Annotated in this window: 25 protein-coding genes; 3 read left to right on the top strand and 22 right to left on the bottom strand. The window is 53.1% G+C overall.

The window, feature by feature from the left end:
- Positions 1–23 precede the first annotated feature (23 nt).
- The 19 genes from IE065_RS07985 to IE065_RS08075 all read right to left on the bottom strand — a co-directional run bounded on the left by IE065_RS07985 (position 24) and on the right by IE065_RS08075 (position 15,725).
- Positions 24–617: a histidine phosphatase family protein gene (locus IE065_RS07985; protein ID WP_200163169.1), complete on the bottom strand. Its 594-nt coding sequence runs from the start codon at positions 615–617 to the stop codon at positions 24–26.
- 80 nt (positions 618–697) lie between these two features.
- Positions 698–2,476: an ABC transporter ATP-binding protein gene (locus IE065_RS07990; RefSeq protein WP_189513686.1), complete on the bottom strand. Its 1,779-nt coding sequence runs from the start codon at positions 2,474–2,476 to the stop codon at positions 698–700.
- A 52-nt stretch (positions 2,477–2,528) separates the two neighbouring features.
- On the bottom strand, positions 2,529–3,464 hold the full coding sequence (locus IE065_RS07995) for a glycosyltransferase family 9 protein (protein ID WP_189513688.1): 936 nt from the start codon (positions 3,462–3,464) through the stop codon (positions 2,529–2,531).
- A 5-nt stretch (positions 3,465–3,469) separates the two neighbouring features.
- Complete coding sequence (dprA, locus tag IE065_RS08000) at positions 3,470–4,627, bottom strand: DNA-processing protein DprA (RefSeq protein WP_189513690.1); 1,158 nt, start codon at positions 4,625–4,627, stop codon at positions 3,470–3,472.
- Between the two features lie 6 nt (positions 4,628–4,633).
- Positions 4,634–5,026 carry an META domain-containing protein gene (locus IE065_RS08005; RefSeq protein ID WP_189513692.1) on the bottom strand — a complete coding sequence of 131 codons (393 nt, stop codon included), beginning with the start codon at positions 5,024–5,026 and terminating at the stop codon, positions 4,634–4,636.
- 26 nt (positions 5,027–5,052) lie between these two features.
- A complete protein-coding gene (locus IE065_RS08010) occupies positions 5,053–6,600 on the bottom strand; it encodes an NAD(P)H-hydrate dehydratase (RefSeq protein WP_189513694.1) in 1,548 nt (515 codons plus the stop codon).
- 1 nt (position 6,601) lies between these two features.
- Complete coding sequence (acpS, locus tag IE065_RS08015; RefSeq protein WP_189513696.1) at positions 6,602–7,015, bottom strand: holo-ACP synthase; 414 nt, start codon at positions 7,013–7,015, stop codon at positions 6,602–6,604.
- Entirely contained in the window at positions 7,012–7,776 is a 765-nt protein-coding gene (locus tag IE065_RS08020; protein WP_189513698.1) for a pyridoxine 5'-phosphate synthase, read from the bottom strand. The genes acpS and IE065_RS08020 overlap by 4 nt, the downstream gene beginning before the upstream one ends.
- A gap of 57 nt (positions 7,777–7,833) precedes the next feature.
- On the bottom strand, positions 7,834–8,586 hold the full coding sequence (locus tag IE065_RS08025) for a ribonuclease HII (RefSeq protein ID WP_189513700.1): 753 nt from the start codon (positions 8,584–8,586) through the stop codon (positions 7,834–7,836).
- A 16-nt stretch (positions 8,587–8,602) separates the two neighbouring features.
- A complete protein-coding gene (locus IE065_RS08030; protein WP_189513702.1) occupies positions 8,603–9,361 on the bottom strand; it encodes a sulfite exporter TauE/SafE family protein in 759 nt (252 codons plus the stop codon).
- Positions 9,362–9,377: 16 nt separating this feature from the next.
- Complete coding sequence (moaA, locus tag IE065_RS08035) at positions 9,378–10,451, bottom strand: GTP 3',8-cyclase MoaA (RefSeq protein ID WP_189513704.1); 1,074 nt, start codon at positions 10,449–10,451, stop codon at positions 9,378–9,380.
- Positions 10,448–10,906: a molybdenum cofactor biosynthesis protein MoaE gene (locus IE065_RS08040; protein ID WP_189513706.1), complete on the bottom strand. Its 459-nt coding sequence runs from the start codon at positions 10,904–10,906 to the stop codon at positions 10,448–10,450. The genes moaA and IE065_RS08040 overlap by 4 nt, the downstream gene beginning before the upstream one ends.
- Before the next feature lie 2 nt (positions 10,907–10,908).
- The gene (locus IE065_RS08045) at positions 10,909–11,151 is read right to left on the bottom strand and encodes a MoaD/ThiS family protein (RefSeq protein WP_189513708.1); all 243 of its coding nucleotides are present in this window, start codon (positions 11,149–11,151) and stop codon (positions 10,909–10,911) included.
- Positions 11,148–11,771, bottom strand: coding sequence for a molybdenum cofactor guanylyltransferase (mobA, locus tag IE065_RS08050; RefSeq protein ID WP_189513710.1), 624 nt, complete (start codon positions 11,769–11,771; stop codon positions 11,148–11,150). The genes IE065_RS08045 and mobA overlap by 4 nt, the downstream gene beginning before the upstream one ends.
- The gene (gene moaC / locus IE065_RS08055; RefSeq protein WP_200163171.1) at positions 11,768–12,250 is read right to left on the bottom strand and encodes a cyclic pyranopterin monophosphate synthase MoaC; all 483 of its coding nucleotides are present in this window, start codon (positions 12,248–12,250) and stop codon (positions 11,768–11,770) included. Before moaC ends, mobA begins: the two co-directional genes overlap by 4 nt.
- Complete coding sequence (locus IE065_RS08060; RefSeq protein WP_189513714.1) at positions 12,247–13,449, bottom strand: molybdopterin molybdotransferase MoeA; 1,203 nt, start codon at positions 13,447–13,449, stop codon at positions 12,247–12,249. The genes moaC and IE065_RS08060 overlap by 4 nt, the downstream gene beginning before the upstream one ends.
- Positions 13,446–13,946, bottom strand: a complete 501-nt coding sequence (locus tag IE065_RS08065; RefSeq protein ID WP_189513716.1) for an MOSC domain-containing protein — start codon at positions 13,944–13,946, stop codon at positions 13,446–13,448. The genes IE065_RS08060 and IE065_RS08065 overlap by 4 nt, the downstream gene beginning before the upstream one ends.
- Positions 13,947–14,150: 204 nt before the next feature.
- On the bottom strand, positions 14,151–15,479 hold the full coding sequence (locus IE065_RS08070; protein ID WP_189513719.1) for an alginate export family protein: 1,329 nt from the start codon (positions 15,477–15,479) through the stop codon (positions 14,151–14,153).
- Positions 15,480–15,581: 102 nt separating this feature from the next.
- On the bottom strand, positions 15,582–15,725 hold the full coding sequence (locus IE065_RS08075; RefSeq protein WP_189513721.1) for a hypothetical protein: 144 nt from the start codon (positions 15,723–15,725) through the stop codon (positions 15,582–15,584).
- Positions 15,726–15,840: 115 nt separating this feature from the next.
- Here IE065_RS08075 and IE065_RS08080 point away from each other — a divergent pair, with 115 nt between their 5' ends.
- On the top strand, positions 15,841–16,596 hold the full coding sequence (locus tag IE065_RS08080) for an exodeoxyribonuclease III (protein ID WP_189513929.1): 756 nt from the start codon (positions 15,841–15,843) through the stop codon (positions 16,594–16,596).
- Positions 16,597–16,625: 29 nt separating this feature from the next.
- Here the strand turns inward: IE065_RS08080 and IE065_RS08085 are convergent, their stop codons facing one another.
- The 3 genes from IE065_RS08085 to IE065_RS08095 are packed head-to-tail and all read right to left on the bottom strand — an operon-like array spanning position 16,626 to position 19,112.
- A complete protein-coding gene (locus IE065_RS08085; protein ID WP_189513722.1) occupies positions 16,626–17,270 on the bottom strand; it encodes a PqiC family protein in 645 nt (214 codons plus the stop codon).
- Between the two features lie 2 nt (positions 17,271–17,272).
- Complete coding sequence (locus IE065_RS08090) at positions 17,273–18,277, bottom strand: MlaD family protein (protein ID WP_189513724.1); 1,005 nt, start codon at positions 18,275–18,277, stop codon at positions 17,273–17,275.
- Between the two features lie 58 nt (positions 18,278–18,335).
- Positions 18,336–19,112 carry an ABC transporter ATP-binding protein gene (locus IE065_RS08095; RefSeq protein WP_189513726.1) on the bottom strand — a complete coding sequence of 259 codons (777 nt, stop codon included), beginning with the start codon at positions 19,110–19,112 and terminating at the stop codon, positions 18,336–18,338.
- A 131-nt stretch (positions 19,113–19,243) separates the two neighbouring features.
- On the opposite strand from IE065_RS08095, the gene IE065_RS08100 reads away from it, so the two are divergent.
- Positions 19,244–19,597: a lycopene cyclase domain-containing protein gene (locus IE065_RS08100; RefSeq protein WP_189513728.1), complete on the top strand. Its 354-nt coding sequence runs from the start codon at positions 19,244–19,246 to the stop codon at positions 19,595–19,597.
- 62 nt (positions 19,598–19,659) lie between these two features.
- A complete protein-coding gene (locus IE065_RS08105; RefSeq protein WP_194500015.1) occupies positions 19,660–20,127 on the top strand; it encodes a hypothetical protein in 468 nt (155 codons plus the stop codon).
- The last annotated feature ends 79 nt before the right edge of the window (positions 20,128–20,206 follow it).

Raw genomic sequence — 20,206 nt, forward strand, 5'->3', positions numbered from 1 at the left:
CCACCGCGTCAACAGTGAATCACTTAGAAACGGATGCACGGCTCGTTTAGATTGTGCTCATATCCCAAGACCACCACCGCGGCGGTAGAAAGCACAAAAAACGATCCCGAATGAACGGGCTGGCCGAGCCAACGCGCCATCACTACGCGCAAGAAATGACCATGTGAAAAAACAAATGCCTCTGGCGCTGATAACGCCCGAAGCCGAGTAATGACACGGTCGGCACGAGCCTCGACATCTACAATAGATTCTCCGCCCGGCGAGCCATCATTAAAAATGTTCCAATCTGGCCGTGACGCTTGGATTTCTTTGGTAGTCAGGCCTTCGTAGTCACCGTAATCCCACTCCATCAGATCATCAAGGAGCGTAATCCGCTCGCTGCCAGTGGCAATTTCGCAGGTTTCGTGAGCGCGCTTGAGCGGACTGCTAAAAACATGCTCTGGCATCGGGCAACTACCGGAACCAACCGTGCGATCAGCCAGCCGCTGGCGCACATGCTCGGCTTCGGTTCGGCCGCCATCGGTTAGTGGCAAGTCAGTCCGACCAGTGTGTTGCCGACTAATCGTCCACGCTGTCTCACCGTGCCGCGCCAAGTATATTCGTGGGGAATCGCTCACAATGCGGACACTGACGATTTGCCGAAAAAGTTGAAAGGAAAAAGAAACGCCCGCCTATACGAACAAATGAAGCCAGTTCGTTATCTGTCGGCGACTTTTTCGCGCGTAAATTCCTCGTCCTCGTATTCCTGAATGACGTCAACTTGGTGGAGCCAAAGATTGGCGTAGCGACCATTGTTGAGCAGCAATTCGTCGTGAGTACCTTGCTCTAGGATTCCGCCATTCTCAAGGACGACGATTTGGTCTGCCTTGCGAATGGTTGATAACCGGTGGGCGATAACAAGCACCGTACGCTCACTCATCAGATTCTCCAAAGCGTGCTGAATTTGCCGCTCGGTAATGGTGTCCACACTCGCTGTTGCCTCGTCTAAAATGACCATCGGCGGATTCTTGAGCAACACGCGTGCAATCGTCAGCCGCTGTTTCTCACCTTGCGACAGGCGAATACCTTTTTCCCCGATATTGGTGTCCACTCCGTCAGGCATCTTTTGCACAAAGTCCCACGCGGATGAGCCTCTCAGCGCACGCTCAATTTCGTCAGCAGTCGCGTCTTCTTTGGCGAGTAAAAGGTTTTCGCGGACAGTTCCTTCGAACAAAAACGGGTCCTGCGCCACATGGCCAATCTGCTGATGCAAGTCATGCAGTGAGAATTCGCGAATGTCAGCACCATTGATCGTTACCACGCCTTTGGTTGTGTCATAGGATCGCATCGCCAGATTGGCGATGGTGCTCTTACCCGCTCCGGTGTGGCCAACCAAAGCCGTCACCTTGCCCGGTGCAAGCGTCAGATTGAAGTCCTGCAACACGGGTGGGCGTTCTGGGTATTGGAAGGTAACATTGCGAAAATCAAACTCCAACAAGCCCTCGGGGAATGCCTTGGGGTGGGCTGGATCTTCCACGTCGATCTTGGCGTCTAGTACCTCGAAAACACGCTCACCACTCGCCTTTCCAGCGACAATCAAATGATTCAATTGATGCAATTGGCCGATCGGCATGTAGATCATATTGGCTAGCATCAAAAAGGCGACCATGGCTGGAAAACCGAAGTCCGATGCATCGTTCAGAATCAGATACCCGCCGACGCCGATAACGCTCACCGTGCCCAAGTTGGTCAAGAAATTGGTGCCTGGGTTATACACGGCCCATCGATACATAGCTGCGAGCATTCGATTGCGCAGTGTATCGGCCCGTTGATAAAAACGAGCGCTCTCTCGTTTCTGCAAGCCAAAGGTCTGTATCAGTCGATTACCCTGAATATCTTCAACAAGGAGACTATTGAGGTCGCCGGAAGCCACACGAACTTTCTTCCAATATTTTCGTCCATGCTTCGCATAAAAGTAACCTAAAACAAGCAAGATGGGCACAGGTAAGAATACAAACCAGGCCAGAAATGCGTTTTTGGAAAATAACACAATAGTCACACCAATCAGCATGACCAAGGCGCGCGTGCCGATCTCGGTCCCATCTAATAAAGCACGCTCCACATTGTTGACGTCTTCGATGACTCGAGAGGAAATTTCACCGCTTTTCCGCTGATCATAGAAAGAGACCGGTAGTTGAAGGAGTTTGGCGTGAATCTCGCCTCGCATATCCATCAACACCTTCTGCTCCAGAGTATTGTTCAGAATAACTCGAAGTCCGTTTGCCATTTCGCTACCAAAATACAAAAGCGCGATTGTCCCAATGCCCATCCAGAGCTTGCTGATCGCTGCACTGTCCTGTACACCTTCCAGAATAGACTGGATTTGATTCGGGATCCAAATCTGAAGCCCAGTCATAGCAATTGCCAAGGCAAGTGTCCCAAAAAAGAGCCCGGGATAGCGGAAAAGATACTTAGATACGCGCCAGATAACATTCATCGACCAACAACTTGAGGCGCGTTTCGCCAAAGCGCAAGCGAGGAGGTAATTATCAGGCGAACGACAATAATGCGTCGATTTCAGCCAAGACCGCAGCCGGCGTCAATGCGCTCAGTATGCCTTCAGGAGCCTCAATAACAGCATTTGTCGGCGCATCCAGTGGATAAGGCCCGAAGCGCGTGGCCAAGGTTGGCCCGAAAATGCCCAAGACCGGCTGTCCCATTGCCGCCGCCAAATGCATCGGCCCGCTGTCGTTGCAAACCGTGAGCCGGGCACCGGAAATAAGCTGCGGCAGAGCGTCTAGTGCCGTCTGACCCGTTAGATTGAGGAAACGCTCAGACGGCCAATTCTCCAAACCAGCCGTTTCCACATCCCCACCCCACACGACCGCCGGACCGCCACGCGCAATCAAAGCATCCGTCAGCTCAATGAATCTAGGCCACTCCTTTTCTGCGCGACGACTGCCAGGGAAAAAAAGCAAGTAATCGGATGGCAATGCAGGCATGGGCTTCTCCGGCAGAGCGAATGTCAATTGGCCCTTTAGCTCGTTGCCCAGGCCCAGAACGGGCAGAAATTCACGCAGAATATCGACTGCATGTGCCTCTTCGTACGGCGGAAACTTGACCAATTTCCCGCAAGCTAAGTGGCTTCCCTCGCGTGCATCTTGGCGGCCAATCCGACGTTTTCGCGGCGTTTTGGAAAAATAAGCGATCACCCCACTGCGGGCCAGCCCTTGCATGTCAAGAACCCAATCATACGGCTCGTCTCGAATATCCTGAATGAGCTGTCCAAAGGCACCCAGACCCGCCCCACGATAGAACGGCAGCACACGCTCGACCGTGTCGCACGCCCGAACCAGTGGCGCAAAAATGTCCCGCGCGATCCAGTCAATCTGCACCCCAATCATCTGTTGGCGAATAGACTCCGCGACCAGTAAACCATGGATGATGTCTCCCAAAGAAGACGGCTTAATGACCAGAATTCTCATCAACTTCACATCCGACGTTCGTAGGCACCATCTGCCCGCTTACCCACGCGACGTTTTAATTCGAGCATGAGAAGCGTGGCGGAAACCGCATGCGCTGGTAACCCGGTTCGAGCAATGAGAGCATCGCGGGTCAGCGCATCACCATCAACGAGCGGGGTAAACACTGTGCGTTCGTCTTCATTCAAATCCTTGAGCTGGTTGTCTCGTTGCTCATCACTCATTGTCATACTGACGCCAGAATCGTCTTCGAGCATAAGCTCCTGCTGCTGAGTGCCACCGTAGGCCAGCTCACTGATCAAATCATCAATACTGGTCAGCAAAATGGCACCGTCTCGGATCAACTGATGACACCCTGCGCTGCTCGGCTGGTCAATGCGACCTGGCACAGCAAACAGCGGGCGGTTCTGCTCCATCGTAAAACGCGCAGTGATCATGCTGCCACCGGAAGTATCCGATTCCACCACAATCGTGGCCGCTGCCATGCCAGCAATTAAGCGGTTGCGCATGGGAAAGGTTGTCTTGCTGGCACGAGTGCCAAATGGCAGTTCGCTAATTAGCACGCCACGTTCGGCAATGGCCTTGTAGAGCTCGATATTTTCGGGCGGATAAACGATGTCCACCCCGCAACCTAGAACCGCTGCGGTGTCGCCTCCAACGTCAACGACGCCTTGGTGAGCATCTGTGTCAATGCCACGCGCCAGCCCACTGACCACACAAAATCCGATGCGAACGAGATCCTGGGCCAACCGTTTCGCAATGCTTCGCCCATAGAGCGTCGTCCGACGACTGCCCACAATGGCCACGGTTTTGATCGCCGGGCGCAGAGGCCCGATCATGTAAAGGCCCAGCGGCGGATCGTAGATTTTTTTGAGCGGCTTCGGGTAGTCGCTATCCGTTACCGCAACGAAGCTGGCACCCGCCTTGGCCAAACGCTCTTCTTCGCGGGCCAGATTAAAATGCTTCTCCCAGTTGCGAATGATGTCCGCCGTATCTTCGCCAATGCGCTCCACACGTCTCAATGCAGAAGTACTGGCATTCAGAATCGCATTGGGGTCATTGTTAAATTCATCCAGCAAACGCCGCAGCGTGACCGGGCCCAAGCGTGGCAAGCCATTCAGTGCTAAGAGTGCCTGAGTATTCGTCAAGGGCGCAGAAAGGCTCATAAAAGGCTATTTTCCGCTTGGCTTAAAGGTAACCACCATATCCCCCTTGGTGAACACCAAAGTGTTGCCATCTTCCGTCATCGTGGAGCCCTCCAAGGACTTGACCAACTTGGATTCAAAATCCATTTCATGCTCTGGGCCACCACGTCGTGTAACAATCATCGGACCAACTTTGCCGAATTGCACAGAAGCTTGCCAGAGATTGATTGGCCCCGCTCCATAAATGTCCTTATCCGTTAAAGTCAGCGTCACTTCTCCGATCTCAGGAGCGGCTCCATTGATGCTGATCAGAACATATTCGCCACGGCTCACGCCCTTGCTACTCGCGCAGCCAGAGGTGAACAGCAAACCCAGAAATGCTAAAAACAGTAAAGTCGTAAAGTGACGTTGATGTTTCATTTGATGTATCATTTTTAAATCTTTCTTTATGCCAAACGTAAAACAGGAGATAAATACTGCAACAGATCTGTGGTAGCAACTGAAACCGCGCCACGCTCTCGGGCCATCAAGTTTGCCGCCATCCCGTGCCAGACTACGCCAGCCCCTGCCGCTCGGAAGGCATCATCTGGCCATTGCGCCAGTAAACCACCCATTAAGCCGCCGAGTAAATCTCCACTACCACCGCGCGCCAACACCGGCCCACCAAAAGTCGAGGCATGCACGAATTTGCCGTCGGTAACACGTGTCAACGGCCCTTTCAGCACGGTGATTACGTTGTGTTTGTGGGCAAACCAAGTCAGCGCCTCACGGTCGTAGACGGCTGAATCTCGCCCGCTTAGCCGCATAAATTCGCCTGCGTGCGGAGTGATGATTACCGGTCCTTTATTGCTACCCCTCTCGGACACAACATCCAACACCGACGGGAACAGTGCGTCGGCGTCTAACACTATGGGCAAGGAGACCTCGGCCACGATTTCTTCGATCAAAGTGCGAGACTCTCGCTCATGTCCGAAACCGGAGCCGCAAAGTAGCGCAGTAGCACGGGGTAATTTCTCTCGTAGCAGGTACCAACCCTCTAGTGCCAAACCGCCATCCGGCGTCTCCGGCCACGGCGTCCACATAACCTCAGGTAGTTGTGCCGCTAACTGCGGCGCAATGCTCTCCGGGGCAAAAGCGGTCACTAGCCCGACACCGCTACGTACCGCAGCCATGGCGTTCATCAACAAAGCACCGGGCATATTTCGCGACCCGGCGACAATGAACAGATGCCCGAACTTTCGCTTGTCGGATGCTGCGGGACGCCAATCGCGCAAGGCGCTCAATACTTCGTGGGTGAGCACGTCTTCGCAGCTTGCTTGCGGCCCGAGATAAAGCTCCTCGAAAAAGCCAATATCCAGATACTTCAGTCGGCCCACACGATCAGCTTGTTTGGGATCGATGGCTGGTGTCTTGAGTATGCCCGTTGCGTAAGTAAAGTCCGCCCGAAAAGCATTCTCATCTCCTAGTCCACTGGGTAAATCCACCGCCACCCGAAAGCGAATGCTTCGATGCTGGTTGACCATGCTCAGCAGTTGTTGAGCATTCTCACGAAGCGGCGGCCTAAACTGCATACCCAGCAGGCCATCGAGGCAGAATTCAAAATCCAGATTCGCTATCTTCAGTATAGAAATTGTCTGCGTGTGGTCGCGTTGCTCCAATAAATCCCAAGCCCTGCGCGTCAACGTACGGCATTCCTTTTTATCAATCAATGGCAGGATAAAAATTTCCGCCTCTGGGCGTAGGTGGGCAATTTCATCCGCCGCCAGTAGCGCATCGCCTCCGTTGTGGCCCTTGCCCACCAACACCAACACCCGGGGCTTGCGATGCGCGTGCGAATGCATGTGCGCGATTTCGCAAAAGTCATCCAACGCCGCTCGCCCAAGCGAACGCCCGGCTTTATTCATTGCGGTCCACTCCGCTTCCTTGCCAGCCAACAAGGATTTCTCCCAAGCCAGAGCTTCTTCGCAGGTTAATATTGGATGCGCGTACAGCATATTAATGTGGATTGTGGACGACCACCGCAAAGGCCATCGCTTGGTTAGCCGTGTGCGACAGCGAAAGTAACACATCAGTTCCGCCCAGCTTTTTCAGTAATGCGCGACCTTGTTCGTCGAGCTCGGCAATCGGCTCCCCTTGCTCGCCCTTGACGACGCTGAGGGATTGTAGGCCGAACTCACGCCCAATACCTGTGCCAAAGGCCTTGGAGACGGCTTCCTTCGCCGCAAATCGAGCCGCCAGCGACGGATAGGGATTCTTCATCGCCATGCAATAGCTACGCTCCACCGCCGTATAAATACGGTCCAGGCAGCGTTCGCCGTGGCGTTCGTGCATCTGCTTAATGCGCTCGATGTCGACGAGATCACAGCCGATGCCCAGCACGGCACCTTGGATGCGCGTGGGATCGATCATCGAATAATATTATTCATCCGCGCCTTCATCTCACGGACGGCTTCCTCCACGCCAACGAACAGCGAGCGGCTAACAATGCTGTGCCCGATGTTCATCTCGTGTAACCATGGAATTTCCCGTGCGTGGCGAACATTGGTGTAGTTAATGCCATGGCCAGCGTTCACCTTGATGCCAGCATCATGGGCGCGGACGGCACCGTGTTTGAGCTTGGTCAACTCAGCCTCCATATTTGAGCCATAATAGGCGTTGGCAAAGGAGCCCGTGTGCAATTCCACGTATTCGGCACCCAATTCGGCAGCCATGTCAATCTGCGCTGGCTCGGGATCAATAAAAAGGCTCGTAGCAATGCCGTTTTCCTTCATCGCCGCAATAACTGTCTCCACTCGGTTACGATGCGCGACGACGTCTAAACCGCCTTCGGTGGTGACCTCTTCACGACTTTCGGGCACGAGCAGCACGACGGCGGGCTTTACCTCGATTGCAACGCGTGTCATCTCGTCATTGGCAGCCATTTCCAAGTTCATCGGGACCTGAATCATCTCAATCATACGATAGACATCGCTGTCTTGGATATGGCGACGATCCTCGCGCAAATGCAGGGTAATCGCGTCGGCACCAGCGCGTTGAGCGGCTAGAGCGAAGTCCACGGGATCGGGTTCCACCATCAGTCCGCGATCCAGTGAATTCTCGCGATAACGTGCTTGGCGAACGGTGGCGCTGTGGTCGATATTAACGCCCAATAAAACGTGCTTTGTGCTCATGTAAGTCAGGGTTTTGAAACGCAATAACCTACGCCAAGGTCAGCCCGTTCGCAAAGATTAAAACAACTCTGCCTGATCGTTTTGTGCGGGCAGCACCAACTTGCGTAAGAAGAGGCTTCGATGATGTGGTGAAGGACCATGCGCCCGTAGGGCCTCCAAGTGCCGAGGAGCGCCGTAGCCCTTGTGTTGATCATAGCCAAACCGCCCATCTTCCTCGTGAAGTTGAACCATCAGTCGGTCACGCGTCACCTTGGCCACCACCGACGCCATGGCAATGGCCAAGCTTTTGCCATCACCGCCCACCACTGCGGTATGTTGCCATGGAAAGGGCTTCAGCGGACGGCCATCCACTAAAACCAGCGGATACGTCGCCGAATTACTTGCTGGCTTCAGTAAATCCCCCCCCCCCTGCCCGGCCACGAGCAGCTCAATTTCCAACGCCGCCAAGGCGCGCTGCATGGCAAGGCGCGTGGCACCCAGGATATTTAGTGCGGCAATTTCCTCTACACTTGCCACACCAGGCGCAGCGACGATCCATCTATCGGCACGCCACTGTTCAATAAGTAAAAATTGTTCCTCGCGCTCCGCTGCTTTCAGTTGTTTCGAATCATTGATCGTGCGGCTGTTGCGGCGAAATGAGCTAATCGTGTAAGACGCAGCGGGAATATGCGCCACCGCCGCGACCACTGGGCCTGCTAAAGCACCCCGTCCCGCCTCGTCCACCCCAACCACGCCCGGACATGCCGATTCGCGCAAATGCCGCTGATCGAATTGCCATAGTGGGTGTCCACGGGTGGATTTTCTGGCCATACATTGACCCTATGTTTCAAGCTCTCAACAGCAAGCGTAACCACAGCCTGATTGCCACCAAAAGCACAACGAGGGCCGTGATCATGCGGATTTTCTCTGCGGGCAATTTCTTTACTAAATGTTGGGTTCCCAAACGCCCGCCCACCAGCACCGCCAAAGGGCAAAGCCATAGCAGATAGGTTGGCATTTGTTCCAGTCCGGCCACGCCCTTTGTCAATTGCCCCGCCAACCCAGTCGCACTGTTTAGAGCAATGAAGACCGCGGCCGCCGAACAAATCGCACGCGCCTTTTCCCAACGTAGCAAATGTAGCGCAGGCGACAAAAAGATACCACCGCCAATGCCTGATAGTCCAGACACCAGCCCTAGACCAACACCGAGCAAAAACAACTTCACCTTGGGCCAATGCGCCGGAGTTGAGCTTTCCTCTGTTGACTTCGGTTGATAAAAAAGCGCGAGACCAGCAACAGTCAAAGTGAGCGTCAAAACCCAGAGAAATGCCGTTCCTGAAAGCCGCCAAGCTCCGCCAATAAACGCCGCGGGCATAGAACCAACCAATAGTGGCGCGAGCATGGTCCAACGCACATGCTTCGCTCGATGTAACAACCAAGCCCCCTGCCCCGACACAATCAGATTGCAACTGAGTGAAATGACCGGAATCACTGTCAGCGGCAGACCAACAATCGCAAGTAGTGCGATGTAAGTTGAGCCGCCGCCGAAACCAGCTAACGCATAAAGAAACGCGACCCCGAGAAATGCAATGGGTAACCAGAACATTATTTACCAGTGACGTTTAACCGCCCAAGCGCCACATTTCCTCGGGCGCATTACTAGAGCCAGCCCCATGGGGATGTGCTGTGCGCGTTTCAGAATACTGGTCATCGCGGTGCAACCACAGATTCCGGAGCATCGGGCCAATGTCTTCCTCGCTAGCCAGCAGCGGCTTTAGGTCAACGCCCTTGCTCGCAAAGAGGCAGGTAAATAATTCACCTTCCGCAGAAACTCGCGCCCGCGTACAACTGCCACAAAATGGTGCGCTAACCGACTCAATAAAGCCGACCTCCACGTCCGTCCCGACATAGCGATATCGCCGCGCAACTTCGCCGAAAACCTTTGCTGGAAGAGGCTCCAGCTCACCCAATTCACGAAGCTGCTCACGAATTTCAGCACCGCTCATGACATCTTCGCGCCGCCAGCCATTTGTCGTTCCCACATCCATGTATTCGATGTAGCGCAAGCTGAACCCTCGTTCAAAACTGGCTCTCGCCAAAGGTAAAATCTCCGATTCATTGACGCCACGCTTGATTACGGCATTCAGCTTTACGCCCAAGCCTGCCTCCCGTGCGGCTTCCGCCGCCAGTAGCACTCTTTGCGGGCTAAAAGCACGGCCCGCCATGCGTTCGGCCACAGCAGCATCCAACGCATCCAAGCTGATATTCACGCGATCGAGCCCAGCTTCATGCAGTGCGGAAGCCATCGCTTCAAGGCGAAGCCCATTCGTCGTCAACGCTAGGTCAATCGTCGGGTGTGCTGCACGTAGTTGGGCAATAAATCCATCCAGACCTGGCCGTAACAAGGGCTCACCGCCGGTCAATCGGACCTTTTCCACACCGAAACTGACGAAGCCATCGACGATGCGTGCCAACTGCTCGTAGCTAAGCAATTCATCGATGCGCCGGAAATGAAAATCTTCGCCAAACAACTCCTTCGGCAGACAATACTGACAACGCAAATTACAACGATCGATAATCGACAAACGTAGATCGCGAAGAAAACGCCCACGTCGATCAGCTACGTCAGTCGCTTTCGATACTTTGTCTGGCAACGTTTCCTTGTCCTGCAAAGCAAATGTCGAATCCGAGATCATGTCTGCACTTCAGTTTCCGCAACGTGGCGATGATCACAATGGCAGGCGGTCGGATCTACCCATTCATTGCTTCTGTCGGTGTAGAACTCATGCTTCCAAATTGGGACCGTGGCCTTGATTTCGTCGATGATGAAACGACAGGCTTCAAAAGCTTGGTCGCGGTGCACCGAACAGACGCCAACCCAAACAGCGAGCTCACCGGGCACGAGCTCGCCAATGCGGTGCTCAGCTCTTACGCCCAACAAATCGAACTGCTCCTGCGCCGCATCGAGAACGGCAGCGCCTTGCGTCAATGCCAGCTTAGCATAGGCCTCATATTCCAAACGCTCCACTCCGCGCCCCAAATGATGATTGCGCACCCAACCTTCAAAACTACAAAAGCCGCCTGCATCCAGACGCAATAGTGACTGGCGTAACGGCTCTACGGCGATTGCTTTGTGTGACAAAGTAAACATAATCAACCTCCAGACATCGGGGGCATGATCGCCAACACATCGCCATCATCAAACGATTCATCAGCAGCACAAAATGCGTCGTTACGTGCGAAACGCACCTTATTCAGGGATAATGTCCATGTATGCTGTTGCTTGAGTTCTGCAAAAAGTTCCTGCAGTGAGCTTACATCCGTTTCCCAACGTTCTTCGGCGCATCCGGCCTGTGCAGACAACTGCGCGAAATAAAGCATCGTCACACTTTTCATGCCTGAGCCTCCGCACGCCGTAGCGCATAAAGCCGCTCAAATTCCTCCGGCGTGTTAGCGTTTTCTAGCGCGATTGGATTTAGCAATTTCAGCAAACGCACGTCATCCCCCCCCTCAATAAGCACCTTGCGTGGACACCGCCGATTCGCCGCCAAGCTGGCTTCGAATTCCTTCTGGGCAGCAGGCTCATAAATGGCACAAAGCGGTTCCGGCAGACCATCATTCGCGCTAGTGTAAGCAGTCGCCCAATATCCGTCGTCACGCTGATCAAGCAGTGATTGCAAAGTGGCGACATCCAGCATCGGTAGATCGCACGCAACGATGAGAAGCGCGTGATCGGGAAACTGCCGCCAAGCGCTCAGGAAACCTGATAGCGGCCCTACATCGGCAATTTGATCACGGATGAGCAAAAACTCGCCTGTAATAAAGTCGGGGAGTTTCTGGTCGACTCTCACGGAAATCGCCACATCTAGGCCAAGCCCGCGTAATAACTCCGCCTGGCAACGCCAGAGCGACTGGCCGCCCCACCGAAGACTGGCTTTATCCTGCCCCATACGGCGACTCTGACCGCCAGCCAAGACGACGGCGATTAAGGGCGGACTCTGTGGTACAGCACTCATTCCGCAAGGTAATCCTGTTTGCCACCGGTCTTACTAATCAGACGCGTGCGCTGAATTTCAATACCGTGACCAAGGGCCTTCGTCATATCGTATATGGTCAAAGCTGCGGCAGTAACACCGGTCAATGCCTCCATTTCAACTCCAGTACGAGCAGTCGTTTTCACACTGCAGCGGACGACTAACTGAGGTAAATCAGGACTCGGCGTGATCTCAAACGAACAACCGTCAATGGGCAGCGGATGGCAAAATGGGACCCATTGGCTGGTTTGCTTGACCCCCATCGTTCCAGCCACGCGGGCGACATCGAGCAAGGCCCCCTTTTTCGTCGTGAAACCGTTGTCCACCAGATGCACCCATGCATCTCTCGGAAAGACGACTACGGCTTCGGCCACGGCGACGCGAGTGGTGATTGCTTTTTCCGCAATATCGACCATACGAGGGCGGGCGGATTCGTCGAGATGTGTGAGACCTTCGTTCATGATGACCATCGATAGAATGGAGCTTCGAAACCCGCTGTCCACTCCGAACAATCCGCGGATAATTCGATAAAACCGTCGGTTCCACAGAGGCGTGCATAATCGCCTGAATTATTCACGGGCATAGGAAAAGCCAAACGGTCGGACTCCAGCCTAACCGATAAGAACCAAGTCAGCGGTGGCGCAAACGAAACGGCTTGCCCAAGCGAGACATGTGGCACTGATTTCGGCGCACCACCCTCGCGCTGCCTTAAATAAGGTAGCACATAGCGGTGCAAGCCGACCAATGCCGAAACGGGGTTACCGGGCAGCGCAAAAATCACTCTCCCGTCAGACGTCAACCAGACCCCCATCGGTTTACCAGGGCGTTGATACACACCGTGAAAAATACATTCGGCAACCTCGTCCAGTGCTGTGGGAATCCAATCCCGCTGGCCTTTGGAAACGGCACCAGCAATCACCACGACATCCGAACGGGACAGCACAACGCGAAGACGTTCACGACCATGCACGGCATCATCGGGCCAGTGATCAATATCACCAACGTGATACTTAGCCAATGCAAGTGCCGATTCCAATGTCGTCGCATTCGAAGCACGAATTTGGTGTGGCAACGGTGTCTGATCGACGGCAACCAGCTCATCGCCCGTGCCGACCACGGTAATGCGCGGGCGCGGGCTGACTAAGACTTCGGTGTAGCCACAAGACGCTGCAACCCCCATTTCGACTGGCCCGAGAAGCGATCCAGCGCCGACTAGCTTACTTTTAGCCGCAAAGTCTGAACCCAGCCGATGTATAAACTCACCAAGCTCAACCTCATCGCTGGCCAACAGCTTCAATACGTCGCCATTGCGCTCGGTGTCTTCGTAAGGGACAATCGTATCGGCCCCCAATGGCAAAGGTGCGCCAGTCATGATTTCCATGGCAGCGTTGGATGCCGCACCTAATTTCCCCGTTGCTTCGCCAGCAAACGTTTGTCCGCAGATTTGAAATTCGCCGCCGCATTCAGCAATCGCTTTGTATCGTATTGCATAGCCGTCCATCATAACGCGATCAAAGGGTGGGAGCGGTCGATCTGCCAAAACATCTTCACGTAGCACGCGCCCAGCTGCCTTGCTAAGCGGGCATTTAATTGCCGGAGCGAGTTGAACAATTGCCGCAATACGGGCATCTGCTTCGGCCACGCTGATGAGTTCGGTCATGGCAACACCTCCAGTTCGCATACGCCAAGTTGAAGCGTTCCGGATTCGATGATGCGGCAACGTAAGCCCCCCCGCCCTTTCAGCCACTCAAAGGTACCAGGTACAACGGCTTCGTCCATCCAATAGCATGGGGTACACTCTTCACTCCCGGAAAAAGTCACTTCGCCGATTCGGAACTTTTTGCCAATGAGTGCATTAAGATCGACGTTCTTGATCAAAACATTGCGGCGAAAACTGGAGCGATCCAGTGAAGGCAAGTTAAAGGCTAGCTTCAACCCATCCGCTACTGAGCCATCGAAAAAAGTGATCTGCCCCTTAAAGTCCTCTTTATAGTCGTAGTAGCGATCATCCGCGATGCCATGGCCAGCGTGGCACTCAATCGCGTTCTGCGGTGCCATACCGTTGTCGAGACGTCCTAGGCCATGGCGGCCCTTGAAGTCGTGCCCCGGTGATATCCAGATACCGGTGACCTCAACAGTGATGCGTTCTACGTGCATGAAAGAAAAAAAAGTGATCAGGGAAGAAGTAAGACGCATCAGTAAGATAGTTTTACTCAATATGCAAATATTGCCGTAAGACGATGCGCGGCCTTTTTCGTTATGGGGTAGTGAAGCATTTTTAGAAAAAAGCTGCCGACAGTAATCTGTCGGCAGCCCTCTCTAACCAAAGACCATTGATCATGATGGCCTAACAAACCAATACTAGAGTTTGAAATCGAGTTGCACCCAAACCTTGGTGACGTCCGAGCCTAGGAGACCGTTGGCGGTTGGACCGCCATGACCATCGTAGTAAGCAAACTTGACCAAGGCAGTCAGATTTTCGGTGATCGGGCGCTTGAGTCCAACGTCGAATTCCTGACCATAGTTTCGGCCGGTATTAGCAGCGGTGAAGTAGTGGTAAGCCCCGTTTAAACCGAACTTGTACGGGAGTTTGAAGTTAAAGTAGGCGTAATAGTCCTGTAGTCCCCCCCCGGTCCCCGTAGAAGGCGTGGTCAGGAATACATCGGCCCAACCGTTAAACTTATGCAACGTGGCCAGAGGCGTCTGGAAAGCACGGGTGCTGTTGCCGCCAAGGTTTTCAAAGCCGAAGCCGACTTCGTAGCCATCGTAATTGATGCCCAGAATTGCATGCCAATAGTTAAACCAAAAGTCGACATTACCCGCTGCTGATGAGCCAGAGTTGTCCGTTTGGAAGGCGTATTCCGCCCGAATCGGCATCGTCAGCTTATCGGCGAGTGGGATCTTACCATCGTAAAACAATCCTGCCGTGCTGCCAGAAAGCGCTGGTGCCCCATCAAGGTCGATGTAGTAAAAATAAGCGCCGAGCTGCCCGTATGGGATTCCATCGTAATGTAAATTCACGAAGTGATTATTGGCTAGAAAACGCTCCTGATTTTGCACAGGGGCATAGACGCCGAAGATTCGATTTACGCGCCAGTCCCAGGCGTAGGAAATCCAAGTGTCTTCGATAATTTCCGTGGTGAAGCGGACCGCGTCAAAGGTCTGCTCATTCTGGCGCCAAGCCACCGCACCAACGTAACGCTGATTGTCGATATTGATCTCCTGACGCCCACCCTTGACCTCGCTATTAAAGGCCTTGAAGCCGATAAATAGCTGGTTGAGTTCGTTATTGCGCGGGTCCGCGATGACAGTCTTGGCCGCAGGAAACTGTGGGACAGGAAACGCTCGGTAATCCTGATAATTGATGGCCCAAGTGTTCTCAAACTCGCCAACGAAATAGAGTCCGTAAAGCTTTGGTGTCTCATATCCAATGCGCGTGCGCAGCGTGAAAGCATTGGAATTCTCCAAGCCTTCCTGTGAGGCAAATTCGTAGCGGAGGCGTTGATTATACAGCAAACGGCCCTGCAAGGCTGGCTCGCCAGCAAAACCGAGAACTTCCCGCCCGAGTTCAGTGTTTGGCTTAGCGTTTTCCCATTCAGGCGGCGCTTCGCCAAAATCAAAGAAATCGGCCGAGAGCATGTTCGCGCTGATCAGGGCCAGCGTCGTAATTAACTTTAATTGATGTTTCATGAGTCAGTTAGCATTTAGAATCAGTTGAACAAAGATGAACGAACGACGCCAATTCAGCCTTGCTCATGCCAACCGGTGCCAATGAAGCAATTAACACAGTGATTAAAAGTCATTCCACCCATGAAGCAAATTCATGTAAAAATCCGCCAGCGAAATGAAAACCTGCTCGCCAACCGTAAATTGGCTTTCCAATACGATATTTAGCATCGATGAAACAAAGCCCCAGCTTTCATCAGAATTGCTCATGCCGTCGATGAATCACATTTGGAGAATAATTTGACCCGCCAGCTTACTTAATCTTTTGTGGAACTTAGAATTACAGATCAGATTGAAGCAATAATTGACCAATATGAGCCAACGCATCGAAATCATCTCCTGGAATGTGAACGGCCTCCGGGCGGTCCTCAAAAAGGGATTCCTAGACTTCCTCAATCAACGTAAGCCCGACGTCCTGTGCTTGCAGGAAATCAAGGCCAACGAAGACCAAATACCCAAATTGGAATTGCCCTATGAGCGGCAATGCTATCATAGCGCAGACAAAGCTGGCTACTCGGGCACTGCTACATTTTCCACCGTCAGCATGGTTGGCCACTCAACGGGACTGCCGGAGCATCCTCCTGAAGGGCGCATTTTGACAATCGAATACGACGCATTCTATCTCGTGAACGTTTACGTGCCCAATTCGCAGGATGAGCTACGTCGCCTAGATTACCGGACCAAGCAGTTTGACCCAGAATTTCGCCAGTATCTCAAGGCACTCGATGCAGTGAAACCAGTGATCGTTTGCGGTGACTTTAATGTAGCCCATGAAGATATCGACATTGCCCGGCCCAAACAAAATCGGAAATCAGCTGGTTTTACTGATGAGGAACGAGAGCAATTCACCCATCATTTAGACGCTGGGCTTGTCGATGTATTCCGTCTTCAGCACCCTGATGAAGCAGAGCATTACACTTGGTGGAGCTATCGGGGGGGTGCCCGCGGCCGCAATGTCGGATGGCGGATTGATTACTTCCTCGTTTCCGAACGGCTCGTGCCGCATGTCGAAAAAGCCGAGATCCTCAGCGAGGTCATGGGCAGCGACCACTGCCCCATATCCCTTACGCTAACAATATAAAGTTGTGAGCAGAAATTAAACGGAGCTGGTTATTTCCCGGCTTCGGCTTTCACCTTTTGGTCAACCTCAGCGATGTCCTTGGCAGCAGCTCGAGAAAACTGCGCCAGCGTGTCACTCATCGCAACAACCGCATTGTCAGGTGTCAACGACTTGCCGCTGGAGTCCTTAAAGCATGCTTCTTGGATCATGTATGTGGTCTGATTCTTCGAGTCAGCAATCCGATAAATGATGCAAAGCTCCGCGACGTTGTCTTTGCCAGCGGCAAAATCAGTTACCACAGCGCTCACCATGTATTTACGCGGAAATGGCTGCATCCATGGAAAAGAGGTCACTTTTCCCGAACCAAGCAATTCGGTTAAATTCTGGCGCACGACACGCGTAACGCCAGCACTGATCGGCTCAGCCCAACGGGCAAATTCATTATAAGTCACTTCGTTAGTGTTCACCCGAAAAGTTAATTGCGGGCGATCCAGAAAGCCTGGGATTTCCACTTGAGAAACGCCCACGTTCGGCGGATCATTTTCAAACACGGGGAGTGGTTCAGTGCTCATCGGCATCGCCGTCAGAACATAAAATTTGGACGGCGTGGACTTTTGGGCGATGGTGCAACCGCTAAGCAGCAGCAGGCAGGCTGCTAGTAGAGGTAAGAAAATGTTTAAGGTCGTGGCTCTCATTATTATTGTTCCTGCTTGCCAGTAAGAAGCGCACTGGGATTCCGCTCAAGGTAATCCGCCAACACTCGCATGGAGCGCATAGCCCCGGCGAGTTCGGACAGCGCACTAGTCAATTCATAGCGTAGTGGTGAATCTGGGGCGACCATGTTGTCTGCATCTGCCGCCAACATACTGAACTTATCGAGCGTATCTCGCGCGCTGACTAGTGTAAGGTTAACATTCTCCACAAGCACGCCCATGTCACCGTCTAGATTATTGATGAGGCCCTGAAGGTCGTCCAATGTCTTGTCCAAATTCGCGAATGCTTTTTTGAGGTCTTCGTTAGTGGCAAGCTCTTCAATCGACTTCAAAGTCTGCTTCGCCTGATCGCTCAACCCTTTAAAGTCTACTTGGCCAATGCCCTTATCGAGCTTTGCTAAGGTGTCATTAAGTCTCCTCCCCATCGAGGCAAAATCGATCTGCGAAATCTGGTTAACCATTTTCGACACCTTCTTAATTATTTCCGTGAGCCCCGATTGCAGCGTCGGGATTTCCAAATATTCTGGGCTATCATTTTGGATCTGGTGAAAAACCGGTGGCGGTGCAGGCGTCACGTAATTCAATTCCACAAAGAGCAGACCCGTCACAAAACTGGCTTGCTGCAATGTCGCCCGCAAACCAGCGTTTATTTGCTCAGTCAATACATTGGAGTCATCCAGTTCAATATCTACGCCCAGAGTCGTCCGCAACCGCGTGAGGTCAATTTCGATGATAACGGGAATGCTGGACGAGTCTTCCTCCTGATTAAAGCGGATCAGGATTTCTTTCACTTGGCCGATGGGCACTCCCTTAAACTTGACTGGGGCACCAGTGGCGAGGCCGTTGACCGAATCTTCGAAGTAGAGAACAAACTCCCCCTGTTGCTTCAGAAAACTGCCGGAGCCAAAAACAACGAGTGCTGCGGTGGCCAAAACAATGGCTACCATTACAAAACTCCCAATAACTGCAGGATTAGCTTTCTTGCTCATAGACAACTGGCTGCGAAATTAATATCCATCGTTCACTTGGCAAAGGTTTTCCCAAAAATTATCCAACTGCCACAGGGGCAGCATTCTCACCTCGCAAAAGGAAAGTGCGAACGGCCTCAAAGTCGCTGTGATCACGCATCTTAAGCGGATTGTCGACTTCCAACTGATAACGCGTTTTGGCGTCTAGGAAGATCGCGCGGTCGGCAATGGCGAAGATGCTCGCCAGCTCATGTGTGACCACCACAAACGTCGCCCCGAGTGAGTCCCGCAGCTCCAAAATGAGGTCGTCCAGCAGTCGTGAGCTTATGGGGTCCAGACCGGCAGAAGGTTCGTCAAAGAACAAAACATCGGGGTCCAACGCCATGGCGCGCGCCAAACCAGCACGCTTGCACATGCCGCCGGAAATCTCAGCCGGGTAAAAATCTTCAAATCCACGCAGACCAACCAAAGAGAGCTTATAGCTGGCCACTTCACGGATTTCTTTTTGTGAAAGCGTTGTAAACTCGCCCAGTGGCAGGCCTACGTTTTCTGCCAGCGTCATTGAGCTCCAAAGCGCCCCCCCCTGATAGGTGACGCCAAAGCCCTGAAGCATCTTCTTCTTCACATCGTCATCGGCCTGGGTAAAATTTTCGCCGTCGTAATAAATTTCTCCCTTCGCTGGCTCAATAATACCAATCAAGTGCTTGAGCAGCGTGCTCTTCCCGCAACCTGATCCCCCCATAATCACGAAAACTTCGCCCTTACGCACCTCGAAATTAAGGTCGTTCATGACCACGAAGTTGCCGTAGGCCATGTCCAAATGTTCAACGCGTATTTTCGGTTCCTCGCTTGCCATAGCAATAGTAGGCGGCCAACATCACTTTTAACCTCCTGCAAGGCAAGGCTTTTGATAAGGTAATTGACTTAATGGAAGCCCCTGCTGCTCTCGTTAATCCGCCAACAAGCTAGAATCCAAGAACACCCACCGTGACCTATTGGGGCTACCATCTGATCTTCACCCTGCCGCTGCTGACCGCGCTGCTGGTGTGGAACCGTGACCGCCTGCGCCGCGCGCATTGGGTCTGTATGGCCATCGTATGCGCAATCGCCTTTATCTTCACGACACCGTGGGATAACTACGCCGTATGGCTCGGCATTTGGGGCTTTGGCGACAACGTTAGCCTCGGCTATCCAGCCGCTGGGCTGGCCACCTCTCCCACCAACCCCGATGGCCTTACCTGGCTCGGCCATATTCCGTTCGAGGAGTATTCATTCTTCCTCATTGAGTCGATCATGGTCTGCTTGCTAGCCATCCGTTTTTTGCCCAAATCAAAGGTATGACTTGCCATTCAGCTAGTCACTCACAGGCTTTTCGCCTTTAACCAATCTCCACTCTGTGAATTATGGGACTATTCGATAAAGTAAAATCCATGAAGGACGCCGTTACCGGTGGTGCCGCCAAGGTCTATGTCCAGGCCGACGCCCCTTCCCTCAGCCAACCCTTCACCGTGACTATCCGCGCCAGTTCCACCGGCGGAGATGTCAAATTCAGCCGCGTCTATCTTGAAGTCAAAGGCGTCGAACTAATCGACCTGCGCGACAGCGTGAGCTTCCATCACAACGGCGAGCGGCACAATGAGTCGGTACACATTAAAAAGTCCTCCACTACATTTTCGCAGGAGTACAATGTGGCACCCGAAGGCGTCATTTCCGGTGGCGAAAGCGAAGGCTGGACTTTCGACGTCACCCTCCCCGCTGGTGCCATGCCGACTTTTCGCGGAAAGTTTTCTCGTCACTACTACAGCGTCCGCGCCGGCCTTGACTGTTTCGGCAATGACCCCGACTCGGGCTGGATCGAGCTGCACATGTAGCCCCCCCTCTGCATCACGGGGTTAGGTCTTGCGCTATTGGAGCTATTCGTTTGAAAACGGCGAGTAACTAAGAAAACTG

Origin of the sequence: Cerasicoccus arenae, from assembly GCF_014651635.1 — a bacterium.
GTDB lineage: Bacteria > Verrucomicrobiota > Verrucomicrobiia > Opitutales > Cerasicoccaceae > Cerasicoccus > Cerasicoccus arenae.